Annotated in this window: 13 protein-coding genes and 2 pseudogenes; 9 read left to right on the top strand and 6 right to left on the bottom strand. The window is 71.6% G+C overall.

Going from position 1 to position 13,250, the window contains the following annotated elements; all coding sequences use genetic code 11:
• From G3I40_RS06490 to G3I40_RS06505, 4 genes are all read left to right on the top strand, one after another.
• Window positions 1-381, top strand: a 381-nt coding sequence (locus tag G3I40_RS06490; protein WP_203643546.1) for a (2Fe-2S)-binding protein, incomplete at its 5' end; no start/stop codon positions are given.
• Between the two features lie 15 nt (window positions 382-396).
• A complete protein-coding gene (locus G3I40_RS06495) occupies window positions 397-1,296 on the top strand; it encodes a dihydrodipicolinate synthase family protein (protein ID WP_164301198.1) in 900 nt (299 codons plus the stop codon).
• 27 nt (window positions 1,297-1,323) lie between these two features.
• A complete protein-coding gene (locus G3I40_RS06500; RefSeq protein ID WP_164301199.1) occupies window positions 1,324-2,325 on the top strand; it encodes a proline racemase family protein in 1,002 nt (333 codons plus the stop codon).
• A 51-nt stretch (window positions 2,326-2,376) separates the two neighbouring features.
• On the top strand, window positions 2,377-3,060 hold the full coding sequence (locus G3I40_RS06505; protein ID WP_164301200.1) for a GntR family transcriptional regulator: 684 nt from the start codon (window positions 2,377-2,379) through the stop codon (window positions 3,058-3,060).
• Between the two features lie 15 nt (window positions 3,061-3,075).
• Here G3I40_RS06505 and G3I40_RS06510 read toward each other — a convergent pair whose 3' ends face one another.
• Window positions 3,076-3,390, bottom strand: coding sequence for a hypothetical protein (locus tag G3I40_RS06510; protein WP_164301201.1), 315 nt, complete (start codon window positions 3,388-3,390; stop codon window positions 3,076-3,078).
• Between the two features lie 150 nt (window positions 3,391-3,540).
• Between G3I40_RS06510 and G3I40_RS06515 the strand changes: the two genes are divergently transcribed.
• The gene (locus G3I40_RS06515) at window positions 3,541-3,759 is read left to right on the top strand and encodes a hypothetical protein (RefSeq protein WP_164301202.1); all 219 of its coding nucleotides are present in this window, start codon (window positions 3,541-3,543) and stop codon (window positions 3,757-3,759) included.
• A gap of 13 nt (window positions 3,760-3,772) precedes the next feature.
• Here the strand turns inward: G3I40_RS06515 and G3I40_RS06520 are convergent, their stop codons facing one another.
• The 5 genes and pseudogenes from G3I40_RS06520 to G3I40_RS06540 all read right to left on the bottom strand — a co-directional run bounded on the left by G3I40_RS06520 (window position 3,773) and on the right by G3I40_RS06540 (window position 9,192).
• Window positions 3,773-4,384 (bottom strand): class I SAM-dependent methyltransferase, encoded by a 612-nt coding sequence (locus G3I40_RS06520; protein WP_164301203.1) that lies wholly within the window; start codon window positions 4,382-4,384, stop codon window positions 3,773-3,775.
• 81 nt (window positions 4,385-4,465) lie between these two features.
• Window positions 4,466-5,485 carry a Gfo/Idh/MocA family oxidoreductase gene (locus G3I40_RS06525; RefSeq protein ID WP_164301204.1) on the bottom strand — a complete coding sequence of 340 codons (1,020 nt, stop codon included), beginning with the start codon at window positions 5,483-5,485 and terminating at the stop codon, window positions 4,466-4,468.
• A gap of 235 nt (window positions 5,486-5,720) precedes the next feature.
• Window positions 5,721-6,602 carry a geranyl diphosphate 2-C-methyltransferase gene (locus G3I40_RS06530; protein ID WP_164301205.1) on the bottom strand — a complete coding sequence of 294 codons (882 nt, stop codon included), beginning with the start codon at window positions 6,600-6,602 and terminating at the stop codon, window positions 5,721-5,723.
• A gap of 17 nt (window positions 6,603-6,619) precedes the next feature.
• Window positions 6,620-7,696: pseudogene (locus G3I40_RS06535) on the bottom strand (family 2 encapsulin nanocompartment cargo protein terpene cyclase); the annotation flags it as partial.
• 83 nt (window positions 7,697-7,779) lie between these two features.
• Complete coding sequence (locus G3I40_RS06540; protein ID WP_164301206.1) at window positions 7,780-9,192, bottom strand: family 2B encapsulin nanocompartment shell protein; 1,413 nt, start codon at window positions 9,190-9,192, stop codon at window positions 7,780-7,782.
• Window positions 9,193-9,679: 487 nt separating this feature from the next.
• Here G3I40_RS06540 and G3I40_RS06545 point away from each other — a divergent pair, with 487 nt between their 5' ends.
• The 4 genes and pseudogenes from G3I40_RS06545 to G3I40_RS06560 form a co-directional block, all read left to right on the top strand.
• Complete coding sequence (locus G3I40_RS06545) at window positions 9,680-10,249, top strand: helix-turn-helix domain-containing protein (RefSeq protein WP_164301207.1); 570 nt, start codon at window positions 9,680-9,682, stop codon at window positions 10,247-10,249.
• Between the two features lie 46 nt (window positions 10,250-10,295).
• The gene (locus G3I40_RS06550) at window positions 10,296-11,426 is read left to right on the top strand and encodes an FAD-dependent oxidoreductase (RefSeq protein WP_164301208.1); all 1,131 of its coding nucleotides are present in this window, start codon (window positions 10,296-10,298) and stop codon (window positions 11,424-11,426) included.
• 111 nt (window positions 11,427-11,537) lie between these two features.
• Window positions 11,538-12,746 (top strand): cytochrome P450, encoded by a 1,209-nt coding sequence (locus G3I40_RS06555; protein WP_164301209.1) that lies wholly within the window; start codon window positions 11,538-11,540, stop codon window positions 12,744-12,746.
• A gap of 135 nt (window positions 12,747-12,881) precedes the next feature.
• Window positions 12,882-13,250, top strand: a pseudogene (locus tag G3I40_RS06560) (glycoside hydrolase family 20 zincin-like fold domain-containing protein); the annotation flags it as partial.

A 13,250-nucleotide genomic window follows, 5' to 3' on the forward strand; every position in this document is an offset into this window, starting at 1 on the left:
GGCGAGCGCCCCCGGGCCGCCGACCGGCGGGCCGCGGCGCGGACCCGTAGAAGACTGCGGTCGTTCTTCTCGGCCCTCGACGCCGTGTACGCGCCGCCCGCGCACTGGGCCGAGCAGGTCACCGACGACACCCTGGTGTGCCGCTGCGAGGAGGTGCCGGCCGGTGCGGTCCGCGCGGCGGTCGACGCACTCGGCGCCACCGATCTGCGGACCGTCAAACTCCTCACCCGGGCCGGCATGGGCTGGTGCCAGGGCCGTGTCTGCGGGCCCGGCGTCGCGGGAGTCGCGGGCTGCCCCTCCGGTGCGGCCAGGCGGCCCTTCGCCCGCCCCGTCCCCCTCCGTGTTCTCGCCGACCCCGAAGCACCCTCCGAGCAGGAATGACAGGAAGAGGCTCCGATGTCCCTCACCGAGCACCACCCCGTCTGGCGCGGCGTCCTCGTCGCCACCGCCCTGCCCCTGAACGACGACCTGAGCGTCGACTTCGCGGCGTACGCCGACCACTGCGCGTGGCTGGTGGCCCAGGGCTGCGACGGCGTCGTCCCGAACGGCTCCCTCGGCGAGTACCAGGTCCTCACCCCCGAAGAGCGCGCCGAGGTCGTCGAGACGGCGGTCGCCGCCATCGGCGGCGCCAAGGTGATGCCCGGTGTGGCGGCCTACGGCTGCGACGAGGCGAAGCGCTGGGCGCAGCAGGCCAAGGACGCGGGCTGCGCCGCCGTCATGCTGCTGCCCCCGAACGCGTACCGGGCCGACGGGCGTTCGGTGCGCGCGCACTACGCCGCCGTCGCGGAGGTCGGCATCGACATCGTGGCGTACAACAATCCGCACGACACCAAGGTCGACCTGACCCCCGAACTGCTCGCGGAACTGCACGCGGCCGGGTACATCAAGGGCGTCAAGGAGTTCTCCGGCGACCCCCGTCGCCTCTACCGCATCGAGGAACTCGCCCCCGATCTCGATGTGTTGATCGGCGCCGACGACGTCCTGCTGGAGCTGGCCGCGGGCGGCGCCAGGGGCTGGATCTCCGGGTACCCGAACGCGCTGCCGAAGTCGGCGGTCGAGCTGTACCACGCCGCGGTCAAGGGCGATCTGGCGACGGCCGTGCCGCTCTACAAGAAGCTGCACGCACTGTACCGCTGGGACTCCCAGGTGGAGTTCGTGCAGGCGATCAAGTTGTCGATGGACATCGTCGGCCGCCGCGGCGGCCCGTGCCGTGCCCCACGCGTGCCGCTCCTGCCCGAGCAGGAGAAGGCCGTGCGCGAAGCCACCGAGAAGGCCGTGGCCCTCGGTCTCCGTTAGGGCTCCGCCGAGAGGAAGGCACCCACCATGCGCAGCAAGCTCGTCCTGCACGCCGTCGACTCGCACACCGAGGGCATGCCCACCCGCGTCGTCACCGGCGGCGTCGGTACCCTCCCGGGCGCCACGATGGACGAACGCCGCCTGTGGTTCCGCGAGAACCGCGACGATCTGAAGCAGCTCCTGATGAACGAGCCGCGCGGGCACGCCGCGATGAGCGGAGCCGTCCTCCAGCCGCCGACCCGCCCCGACTGCGACTGGGGCGTCGTCTACATCGAGGTGTCCGGCTACCTGCCGATGTGCGGGCACGGCACGATCGGGGTGGCGACCGTCCTCGTCGAGACCGGCATGGTCCCCGTCGTGGAGCCGGTCACCACCATCCGGCTGGACACGCCCGCGGGGCTCGTCGTCGCCGAGGTGGCCGTCGAGGACGGCGCGGCCAGGGCCGTCACGATCCGCAACGTGCCGTCGTTCGTGGTGGGCCTGGACCGCAAGGCCATCCTGCCCGACGGGCGCACCGTCACCTACGACCTGGCCTTCGGCGGCAACTTCTACGCGATCCTGCCGCTCGACCGGTTCGGCCTGCCCTTCGACCGGGCCCGCAAGGACGACATGCTCGACGCGGCACTCGCCCTGATGGACGCCATCAACGCCGAGGACGCGCCCGTCCACCCCGAGAACCCCTCCATCCACGGCGTCCACCACGTCTACCTCGCCGCCCCCGGCTCGGACGCCCGGCTCTCGCAGCACGCCATGGCCATCCACCCGGGCTGGTTCGACCGCTCACCGTGCGGCACCGGCACCAGCGCCCGCATGGCCCAGCTGCACGCCCGCGGTGAGCTTCCGCTGCACCGGGACTTCCGCAACAGGTCCTTCATCGGCACCGAGTTCACCGGCCGGCTCGTGGCGGAGACCGACGTGGCGGGCACGGCCGCCGTGGTGCCGACCGTGACCGGGCGGGCCTGGATCACCGGCACCGCCCAGTACCTGCTCGACCCCGGCGATCCGTTCCCCGCGGGGTTCGTGCTCTGAGCCCCACCGCCCGCGGGAATACTGGGGGCACGTGACATTGGAGGACCACCCATGGCCGTTCGGCGCACCGAGGCCCCGGCGGGCCCTGCCCTGCCCAGCCTGGGCGGGACCCGGCCCAACTACCGGGAGAGCGTGGTGCATGCGCTGCGCGCCGCTCTCGTCGCCGGTGAACTGCGCCCCGGCGAGGTCTACTCGGCGCCGTCGCTCGCCGCCCGGTTCGGCGTCTCGGCCACCCCGGTGCGCGAGGCCATGCTCGACCTCTGCAAGGAGGGTCTGGTCGCTCCCGTGCCCAACAAGGGGTTCCGGGTCGCCGCCGTCTCCGAGGCGCAGCTCGACGAGTACACCCACATCCGCTCGCTCATCGAGATCCCCACGACCGCGTCACTCGCCGACTCGGCGGACCCCGTCGCCGTGGAGGCGCTGCGGGAGGCGGCCGACGCGATCGTGGCGGCCGCGGCGGACGGTGACCTCATCGCGTACGTGGACGCGGACACCACCTTCCATCTGCGGCTCCTCGCGCTCGCCGGCAACCAGCATCTCGTCACCGTCGTCGGGGACCTGCGAGGGCGCTCCCGGCTCTACGGTCTGACGGCCCTGGTCGAACAGGGCCGCCTCCAGGCATCCGCGGAGGAGCACCACGAGATCCTGGACGCGCTGCTGGCCCGCGACGCGCCACGCGTACGCGACGTGATGTCCCGTCATCTCGGGCACGTGCGCGGCATCTGGGCGCACTGAGCACCCGACGCTGCGCTAAGAGGCGTCGTCGTTGCGGGAGTTGCGGTGCGTGAAGCGGAACAGGTGGGGGTGTTCGGCGTGTTCGGCGGAGCGCGCGCGCTCCAGCAGTTCCGGGGTCACCGCGTGCACCTGCCGGCCGCCGCACTTGGGGCAGATCGCCTCGACCAGCGGTGACCGCACCGCCGCCCCGGCCTCGTCCACGTACTCCTGGCGCGTCAGGCCCGCGGGGTCGGTGAAGAACATGACCTCGTAGGTCCGCTGCCACGTCTCGCCGCAACTGCCGCACGCGAACGCGAACGTCTCCTGCACCGTGTCGCCGGAATCGGCCATGGCCCGCACCCCTCCATCGATGTTCGCTCCGGAGGGCCAGGCCATCACCCGCCGCCCCCGGCGGCCAACTGTCCGGGCCGTCCGGGTGACGGCGGCGGGCATTCACCGGGCCACGGCATCCGTGATGCCGCCGCATCCGGAGCTCTCCCCGTGCTGGACGAGTTCACCTCCAGCGGCGACGACCGCGACGAGGAAGCCGACGTCGAGCGACCGGCGCGCGAGGTCGAGCGCATCGGTGCGGACACGAGCGGCGTCGACCCGGTCCCCTTCCGGGACGACGACACCGTCTGGTCCGTGATCGGCGAGGAGATCGCCATGGGCCGGCGCTTCCGGGGCGACGGCCCGGGAGCGCGCTCCGTCCATGGATGACCGGGGCGCGTGATCAGGGCGCGGCGCGGTGGACGCTGACGGCGTAGCCGCCCCCGTCGTAGGCGTCGGCGTCCCAGGAGGCGAAGCGCTCGACGAGGGCGAGCCCGGCGGCGGAGCAGCACGCGTCGTACTGCGGGAGCGTGAGGCCGGGCGGCACGGGCAGGTGGGCGGCGTCCAGGCCGAAGCCCGCGACCAGCAGGCCACCCGGCTTCAGGGCCGCGGCCAGCCGCTCGACCACCGTGGCCTCGGTGCCGGGCGCGAGCAGCGGGAAGACGTTGCCGGCGGCGACCACGAGGTCGAAGTCCGCGGCGAGGCCGAGCGCGGCCGGGTCGAACGCGGCGAGATCCGTCCGCACCCACGGCAGCTCGGGCGCCTCGGCCCTCGCCACCGCGAGCATCGAGGCGTCGAGGTCGGTCCCCACACAGTCGTACCCGAGCTCGGCCAGCCGGATCGCGACCCGCCCCGTGCCGCATCCGGCGTCCAGCACGCGCGCCCCGGGAGGCACCAGGGCCGCGCAGAACCGGGCCTCGCCGTGCACGTCCTTCCCACTGCGGGCCAGCGCCGCGAAGCGCTCGGCGTACTCGCTTCCGGAGGTGCCCCCGGTCAGTTCCTGCCAACGACTCATGAGGGCGACTGTATGCCGTGGTGCGGCGGCGGCCGAGGCGGCCCCGGGGGCCCTGACCTCGGCGCGGCCCGCCGGAACGCCTCAGCGGTACCCGGACGGCCGCTCGGTCAGCTCGACCTCGACGCGCCGTCCCTCACGCTGCGCGAGCACGCCCGCCTCGCTCACCACCGCCGCCGCGTAGCCGTCCCAGACGCTGGGCCCGGTGACCTCGCCGCGCCGGGTGGCGTCCACCCACGCCTGGACCTGCCGGTCGTAGGCGTCCTCGAACCGCTCGATGTAGTCCGGCGTGATGCGGCCGCCCCAACGGCCGTCGGCGCTCACCCGCGGGCCCGGCTCGTCCCCGATGCGCACGGCGCCCCGTTCGCAGACCGCTTCCGCGATCACCTGGTAGCCGAAGCCGCAGTGTCCGAAGATCTCGACGTCGACGAGGGCGCCCGACCCGGTCTCGAACAGGACGAGCTGAAGGTCGTCCAGGCCTTCGGGCGCGAGCGACGACGGGGCCGCCTTGCGCACGCTGACCGCGGTGATCTCCTGATCGAGGAGCCAGCGCGTCACGTCCGTCTCGTGCACCACCGAGTCGGTGATGAGCATCGCGTTGGTGAACCCCGGCGGCAGCGACAGGTTCCGGTGCCGGTGGTGCAGCATCAGTGTCCGGCCCAACTCGCCGCTGTCCAGGAGGCGTTTGAGCTTCAGGTACTCGGCGTCGTACCGCCGCATGAAGCCCACCTGGACGCGTCGGTGCCCGAGGCGCTGCTCGGCCTCCAGGACGCGCAGCGCGGAGGCCGCGTCGGGGGTGAGCGGCTTCTCGCACAGGACGGGCAAGTCACGGCCGAGCGCCGCGAGGAGAGCCGCCTCGTGGGCGGTGCCGGACGAGGCGATGAGGACGGCGTCCACGTCGTGCGCCGCCATGGCGGCGGCGGGCTCGGTGTAGGCCGTGCACCCCTCGATCGCCTCGGCCAGGGGCTTGGCCCGCTCCGCCTCGATGTCGACGACGGCGGTCACCCGCGCGCCGCTGATGACCCGCTCGATGCGGCGCACGTGGTCCGCGCCCATCTTGCCGGTGCCGACGACGGCCACACCGAGTTCTCGCTGAGCTGGCATGTGTGTGATGTCTCCCCACCTGGGTCCGTTCCCGCCCACACGGCTTTCCTTATGGGGAGATGGAACCCCCGGCCTGCCTCGGGGGTCAACGGAGATGTCCTTGCAGGTGTCCGGCCGGCCGCCGCAGGGACGTGCGGGAGGCGCCGGCCGCGACCGGCGCCCCGGCCCACGTCACTGCCCTCGGAGCCCCGCCGTGGGGAGGGTCAGGACGCGGGCCGGGGTCATCACCCGTGCGTCAGACCCGGTCCGCCGCGATGAGGAGGTACTGGAAGGAGCCGTCCTTGTACGAGTTGATGAACGCGTCCTCGATCCCCGTGACCAGGGAGGACGTGGCCCTCAGCTCCCAGTAGGGCAGCGTGGCGGGGGTGAGGTCGACGACGGCCTGCGGGACGAGGCGGTTGTCGGCCATGGCGCGCAGGTACTCCCGGCGCGAGTGGATGTTGCACTCGAAGTGCGCGTTGATCTGCGAGACCCACTTCGAGGGCTGGCCGTAGCGCGGGTTCCAGCATCCGGTGATGGTCACGTAGCGGCCACCGACCTCCAGCACGCGGGAGTGCTCCGCGAAGAGGTCCTGCAGATCGACGTACATGCTGGACTCGTTGTTCCAGGACGCCGCGGCCTGCCCGGTCTCGAAGGGCATGGCGAGCATGTTGCGGACCTGTGCGTGCACGTGGTCCTGGATGCGCAGTTCGCGGGCCCGCCGGTTGGCGAACTCGGCCTGCTTGGCCGAGAGCGTGACGCCCTCGACGGAGCAGCCGAAGCGCTGGTGCGCCATCACCATGGAGCCGCCGCGCCCGCAGCCGGCGTCCACCAGGGTGTCGTCCCGCCCGATGTCGCCGAGGTGGTCGAGGAGGAACTCGGCCTGCGCGGACTCCAGTCGGTGGAGTTCGGCGATCAGCCTCTTCTCGCTCTCGCTGTCCGCGGCGTCACCGAGGGCGGCGTGGTCGACGTCGCCGATGCCGTAGTGGTGGTGGTAGAGACCGTCGACATCGCCGAGGCGCAGGTTCACGGGCCTGGCCTCCCCGTCCCAGTAGCGGGCGATGTCCCCCTGGTAGGGCGTCGCCGGGCCCGGGATGCTCAACGTGGCGTCGGGGGCGGTGAGTTCGGTGCTGGTCACAGATGCGTCCATTCTTCCTACCAGAAGTCGGGCAGGCTGTAGCGATAGGTGTTGGTGCGGTGCCAGTGGTGGTTGCCGTCCACCCAGGCGGCCACGCCGCGCAGGAAGCGCTGCACGCTCGGGACGGGGCAGGCGGCGACCAGGGCCGCGGCCTGTGCCTCGAAGTCGTGCATGAGCTCGTTGTGGACCTCGACCGACTTGAGATAGGCGTCCTTGGCGGACAGTCCCTCTCGTTCGGCGATCACGACGGGCAGGTTCAGGTGCGTGCCGGGTGCGTCGAGTTCCTTGGTGTACGAGTAGAGGTCGTTGACGATGGTCGTCGCGTTCCCCGCCAGCGCGATGACCTTCTGCAGGGCGGGTTGCGCGTGCAGGTCCGCCGGCAGTTCGTAGCCGCCGACGGTGTCGGTGATGGTCGGGCAGGGGCGGAAGTTGTTGAACTGGCGCATCGCCAGGTACTCCCACACCTCGGGTACGTGGTCCAGCTGTGCCCAGGCCGCTTCGGCGAGGTAGCCGAGGTGCAGCCGGGCCATGTCGTGCCGGTACCGGTCGGTCTGGGAGGGGCTGGCCTCCTGGACGAAGTACTCCATGGCGGAGCGGTAGGCGCGCCGGGGTGCGTCCGCGTGCAGCGACTGCGCCCACTGCGGCTGGTACTCCTGCGTCGTGTACAGGGGGTCGAGTGCGGTGTGCGCGAGGAGCAGGCGTTCGCCGAGGCCGACGGGCGAGCCGCCGTGGTCCTCGCAGTAGCAGTCGTCCACCGCGTTCTCGGCCACCATGAGACGCGTGGCGATCATCACGTGGTCGACGGTGGGCGCGTCCGGATGGCAGCCCACCATGTAGCGGCCCACGGAGAAGCCGTCGAACTCCTCCTCCCAGTCGTCGGGGTACAGGCTGACCTCGTCCAGCGCCCACGCCTTGATCCTGCGGCTGACCTCCTCGACCCGCACCGGGTCGGGCTCGGCCACCGGGTGGTGGTACAGGCCCGGGATCGGCCGGCCGTCGGTCGCGGGGTCCTCGGGCGGCCGCGGTTCCTGGCGCGGGGTCGGGTAGAGGCTCGCCGTGCCGAGGCCGCTCGGGCCGCGCAGGATGCGTTGCAGATCGGCGAACGGTGTCGGCACCGGAACGGACATCGAGGGCTCCTCGGGAAAATGGGCGACTGCGTACTGCTGCCTGGGCGCTGCTACCGGGGCCAGCGGGAGATCTGCACGTTCTCCAGCACGCCCACCGCGTCCGGCACGAGGACGGCCGCGGAGTAGTAGGTGCTGACGAGGTAGGACGTGATCGCCTGCTCGTTCAGGCCCATGAAGCGGACCGACAGTCCCGGTTCGTACTCGTCCGGCAGGCCGGTCTGGTGCAGGCCGATGACGCCCTGGTTCTCCTCGCCGGTACGCATGCAGAGGATCGAGCTGGTCCGCTCCGGCGTGATGGGGATCTTGTTGCACGGGAGGATGGGGACCCCGCGCCAGGCCGGGACCTGCTGGCCGCCGAGGTCGACGTGGTCCGGGTAGATCCCGCGCGCGTTGAACTCGCGCCCGATCGCCGCGATCGTCTTGGGGTGGGCGAGGAAGAACTTGGAGCCGCGGCGCCGGCAGAGCAGTTCGTCCATGTCGTCGGGGGTGGGCGGACCCGAGTGCGGCTGGATGCGCTGCTTGAAGTCGGCGTTGTGGAGCAGCCCGAACTCCCGGTTGTTGACGAGCTCGTGCTCCTGCCGTTCGCGCAACGCCTCGATGGTGAGCCGGAGTTGTTCCTCCGTCTGGTTCATCGGCCCGTTGTAGAGGTCGGATACCCTCGTGTGGATCCGCAGAATGGTCTGGGCGACCGAGAGTTCGTACTCGCGCGGCTTCGTCTCGTAGTCGACGAACGCGCCGGGCAGTTCGTGCTCGCCGGTGTGGCCGGCCGACATCGCGATCTCCGCCTCGCCGCGGTGGTTCTGCCGGCGGCCGGCGAGCGAGGTGAACTCGTCGATGTGTTCCTGCAGGCCCGGCGCGCCGGACACCACGGCCGCGAAGTCGGCGCGCGACAGCGTGAGCAGGGTGCCGGAGGTCTCGGCGGTGGCGGTGTGCTCCCACCGGGCGTCCTCGTCCAGCAGGGCGTGTTCGCCGAACTGGGATCCGTCGGCGAGGACGTCGAGGGCGAGTTCGTCGCCGTACTGGCCGACGGTGGTCTGGCTGATGCGGCCGTGCGCGATCAGGTGCAGCCGGTCCGCGGGCGCGCCGCGTTCGACCAGCGTCTCGCCGGCGCGGAAGTCATGTTGCTCGCACCGGTCGGCGAGGGCCGTCAGGACGTCCACGTCGTCGAAGCCGCGCAGCACCGCGAGTTCGCCGAGCTCCCGGGGGATCACCCGGACGCGGGCGCCGTCCTGGACGAACTCCACGGTGCCGTCACCGACGGTGTAGGACAAGCGCCGGTTCACCCGGTAGGCCCCGCCCTTGGTCTCCACCCACGGGAGCATCCGCAGCAGCCAGCGGGAGGTGATCTCCTGCATCTGCGGGGCGGATTTGGTCGTGTGGGCGAGATTGCGGGCGGCCGCCGTGCCCAGGCTGGTCTGCCGGGGCGTCTCCGCTCGCTCTTGCGGGCTCAGGTCAACAGTCATCGGGCGAGCTCTCCCTACTCGGGGCATGCGTGTATGAGGGCGCCATGAGGCGACGAAGCGATAAGGGAATAAGGGGCGCAGGGTTGAGAATCCGTATAGAGCCGGTCGATCCACACAGAGGCGGTGGATCCGTCCAGATCCGGTGGAACAGTAACCGCCGGTTCGCGCCCCGAGCCAAGGAAAGCCGCCGGGATTAACTCGATACGCTGATCGCGCCCGGGCGATGTTTGCCCCTGCTGCGGCGGAAACCAGCCGTCCGCCGATGACGCCCGCCAGGCGCGTAAGTGCCGTTTGTACCAGCCCAGTTGTGGGCAGGCGGGCGGGCCGCTCACTGCTCCGGCGCAGTCACGCGTCGAAGGGCGGCGAGCAGCGCGTCGGCGACCCGGTCCCGCCGGGGCGGACACACAGCGGATCCGACTCATGATCATGAGTGCTGAGAGAATAATTTTTTGAGACAGGATGCCAACTCTCGTGTACCGTCGCCGACATGTCCGCGCCTGAAGACTCCGACCTCACGCTCGGGGACCGCCTCCGGCGCCGCCGCAAAGCGCTCCACCTGACGCTGCAGCAGGTCTCCGAAGCCACGGGCATCACCGTCGGCTACCTGTCACAGCTCGAGCGCGGGCGGGCCAACGGAAGCGTCAGCACCTTGCAGAAGATCTGCGGCGTGCTGAAGCTCGACGTCGGTGATCTCTTCGCGTCCAGCAGCACGCCGACCCGGCCGGTGCTGCGGTTCGCGGACGCCACCAGCAGGCAGTTCGGCAACAAGGCCGCCAAGGTCAAGCTGACCCCGGCGCACTTCGACCACCTCGAAGTCCTCCTCGGCACCTTCGAGCCCGGCGGCGACACCGGCACGGACCAGTACACGCACGGCGCTTCGGAAGAGCTCCTCGTGGTGCTGGAAGGCCAGGTCGATCTGCAGGTCGGCGCCACCACCCACGCCCTCGGACCGCTCGATTCCGTGAGCTACAACAGTGGCCACCCCCACAAGGTCGTCGAACGCACCGGCACGCACCCCGCGAAGGTCATGTGGGCCATGGCGCCCCCCACTTACTGACCCGCACCCCACCGCGGCCCGTACGCCGGAATCGAGGTCTGACCCCATGTCCCCTGCGCGCATCGCCGTGATCGGAACGGGAACCATCGGAGCGCAGACGCTCTGGCAGCTCGCCCGGCACGGCGCCGACGTGACCGGGTACGAGCTCTTCAGCCCAGGGCACTCCCGCGGAGCCGCGGGCGGCGAGACCAGGCTGTTCCGCCACATCGACGCGGAGCACCTGGAATACCTGCCGCTCACCGGCCGCTCCGACCTCCTGTGGCGCGAGCTCGAGAAGGAGTCCGGGCGCACCCTGCGCAATCTCACCGGCGCCCTCGCCCTCGGCAGCACGGCAAGTCCCGCGACACGGATCGCCCTTGAGAGCGCAGCCGTCCTGGGCAGCCGCGCCGAGGTGCTCGGCCGCGAGGAGGCACAGCGGCGCTTTCCCGCGTTCCGGCTGCACGAGGACGAGGTGGCGATCCTCGACAAGGGCGCCGGGATCATCTTTCCCGAGCGCAGTGTGCGTACCGCCGCGGACGCGGCCCTCGCACGCGGCGCACGCATCCTGCGCGAATGCCGCGTCACGGCCGTCGACCAGGTCGGCGACCAGGTCGACGTGGTGACCGGCGAGGGCAGGGAGCGCTATGACCGCGTCATCGTCGCGGCGGGCGCGTGGACCGCCACCCTGCTGCCGGACATCGCCCCGTACCTCGCGACGCGCCGCCTCCTGTCGTCGTGGTACCTGCCGAAGGCCGGTCACACGCTCGACGGCATGCTCCCCTACCTGCGCACGGAACCCGACTACTCCTACGGGCTGCCGACCGCGGACGGCCTGGCCATGAAGCTGGGCGTCGGGTTCCGCGACCACCTGCCCGTCGAGTCCCCGGACACCGCGCCTCTGCGCATCAGCGACGAGGACCTCGCTCCCGTCCGGGCCGTCGCGCGGGACCTGTTCCCGACGCTGGACGACTATCCGATGCGCGCCCAGGCCTACTTCGAGGCCTACACGCACTCCCGCATCGAGTTCCTGCGGGAACATCCGGGCATGCCTGCGGTCCTCGTCTGCGCCGGCTTCTCCGGCAAGGGCTTCAAGAACGCACCGGTCTTCGGCGAGATGGCCGCCCGCGCGGTCCTCGGCCTGCCGCCGGCGAGCGAGGGCGCGGCGTTCGTCCTCGACGCCGCGCACCCCTCCCGCTGAGCGGCGACGCCTCCACGGGCGGCATGCGAGGATCGCCGGGATCTTCCGTGTCCGATGCCGAACCGGGCCCGCGCCGTGGGGCGTTGGGGCCCCGTGCACCCTGGAGCGTGTATGTCCGCGATACCGGTCAGCGACGTCGATCTCTACACCCCCGCGGCGCGGGCCGACCCGTACCCGATCTACGAGCGGTTACGCGCACTCGGACCGGTGGTGCACCTGACCCGCCACGACCTGTACGCCCTGCCCCGCTACCAGGAGGTGCGGGCGGCGCTCATGGACTGGCGGACCTTCTCCTCGGCCCGCGGGGTGTTCGTCGACCCGGGGATGAACGCCCAGTTGGAGGGGATCACGCTGTGCAGCGACCCGCCCGAGCACACCGCGATGCGCGCCGTACTGGGTCGTCCGCTGCGCCAGGACCGGTTGCGCGAGGTGACCCCCACCATCGAGGCGGAGGCCGAGCGGATCGTCGCGAAGCTGGTCGCCCGGGGCCGGTTCGACGCCGCGACCGAACTTGCCGAGCACCTGCCCATGGCCGTCGTGTCCGACCTCGTCGGCCTGCCCGACCGGGGGCGCGACAAGATGCTGGAGTGGGCCGCGGCGATGTGGGACATGCAGGGCCCCGCCGACGAGCGCTTCACGCAGGCGGCGCCCGTGGTCGGGGAGTTCATGGACTTCGTCGCCCACGAGGCGGTCCCCGGGCGCATCGACCCCGACGGCTGGGCCGCGCACCTGCACCGGGCGGCGGACCGCGGGGAGTTGGCGCGCGACAAGTGCCCGGCGCTGATGCTCGACTACGTCACGCCGAGCCTCGACACGACCATCCTCGCGATCACCGGCACGATCGCGCTCTTCGCCCGACACCCCGACCAGTGGGGCCTGTTGCGGGCCGACCGGACCCTGATCCCGCACGCGATCAACGAGTCGCTGCGCCTGGAGTCCCCGGTCCCGCAGTTCAGCCGGGTCCTCACCGAGGACCACGAGATCGACGGGGTCTCGCTCCCCGCCGGCAGCCGGGTGGCACTGCTCTACGGCAGCGCGAACCGGGACGCGTCCCACTACCCGGACCCGGAGCGCTTCGACATCACCCGCCGCCCCTCGGACCACCTGGCGTTCGGCCGCGGCGAGCACGTCTGCGTCGGTATGCACCTGGCCCGCCTCGAAATGGGCACGCTCCTGGACCGCCTCGCCGACCGCGTGAGCCGGTTCGAGATCGTGGACTCGAAACCGCTGATCAACAACGGTCTGCGCGGCCTGGAGCACCTGGAGGTCACGGTCCGCACCGATGCGTCCGACCCGTCGGAACCCGCCCCGTTTGCTTGAAGCTGCTCGAAGTACCGTCCCTTCGCGCAACATTGACAGTGCATCTTCAAGGTGGTCTAGTCCGCTAGAGCATGTGCCAACCGTGGAGGCTCGCCTATGTTCCGCACGAAGCACAGAACTCGCAGGACGCCCCTCATGGCGGTCGTCGCCGTGGCCGCCCTGACCGCCGCTCCCCTCACGTTCGGCTCCGGCCAGGCCCTCGCCGGGCCGGCGCCGGACGGAGGGCCACCCGCCATCACCCCGACTCCGCACACCGAACAGCAGCGCACGGACCGGATCACCCTCACCCCCACCGTCACGGTCGTCACCGGCGCGACATCGGACCCGGCCGCCGTGGACCTGACCACCGCCACGCTGAAGGCGGCAGGCGCCCGGCACGTCACCACGTCCCGCCACGCCCCCGCGAGATCCGGCGCGCTGACGGTCTACGTCGGCGGCCCGGCCGAGAACCCGGCGTCGGCGCCCGCGCTCGCCGCCCTGCACACCGACGGCCCCTCCGGGCTC

Source organism: Streptomyces sp. SID14478 (assembly GCF_010548525.1).
Taxonomy (GTDB): domain Bacteria; phylum Actinomycetota; class Actinomycetes; order Streptomycetales; family Streptomycetaceae; genus Streptomyces.

Excerpts from the sequence above, each read along its gene's own strand:
- G3I40_RS06495 (WP_164301198.1), top strand. The coding sequence starts at position 397 with ATGTCCCTCACCGAGCACCACCCCGTCTGGCGCGGCGTCCTCGTCGCC.
- G3I40_RS06500 (WP_164301199.1), top strand. The coding sequence starts at position 1,324 with ATGCGCAGCAAGCTCGTCCTGCACGCCGTCGACTCGCACACCGAGGGC.
- G3I40_RS06505 (WP_164301200.1), top strand. The coding sequence starts at position 2,377 with ATGGCCGTTCGGCGCACCGAGGCCCCGGCGGGCCCTGCCCTGCCCAGC.
- G3I40_RS06510 (WP_164301201.1), bottom strand. The coding sequence starts at position 3,390 with ATGGCCGATTCCGGCGACACGGTGCAGGAGACGTTCGCGTTCGCGTGC.
- G3I40_RS06520 (WP_164301203.1), bottom strand. The coding sequence starts at position 4,384 with ATGAGTCGTTGGCAGGAACTGACCGGGGGCACCTCCGGAAGCGAGTAC.
- G3I40_RS06525 (WP_164301204.1), bottom strand. The coding sequence starts at position 5,485 with ATGCCAGCTCAGCGAGAACTCGGTGTGGCCGTCGTCGGCACCGGCAAG.
- G3I40_RS06540 (WP_164301206.1), bottom strand. The coding sequence starts at position 9,192 with ATGACTGTTGACCTGAGCCCGCAAGAGCGAGCGGAGACGCCCCGGCAG.
- G3I40_RS06545 (WP_164301207.1), top strand. The coding sequence starts at position 9,680 with ATGTCCGCGCCTGAAGACTCCGACCTCACGCTCGGGGACCGCCTCCGG.
- G3I40_RS06550 (WP_164301208.1), top strand. The coding sequence starts at position 10,296 with ATGTCCCCTGCGCGCATCGCCGTGATCGGAACGGGAACCATCGGAGCG.
- G3I40_RS06555 (WP_164301209.1), top strand. The coding sequence starts at position 11,538 with ATGTCCGCGATACCGGTCAGCGACGTCGATCTCTACACCCCCGCGGCG.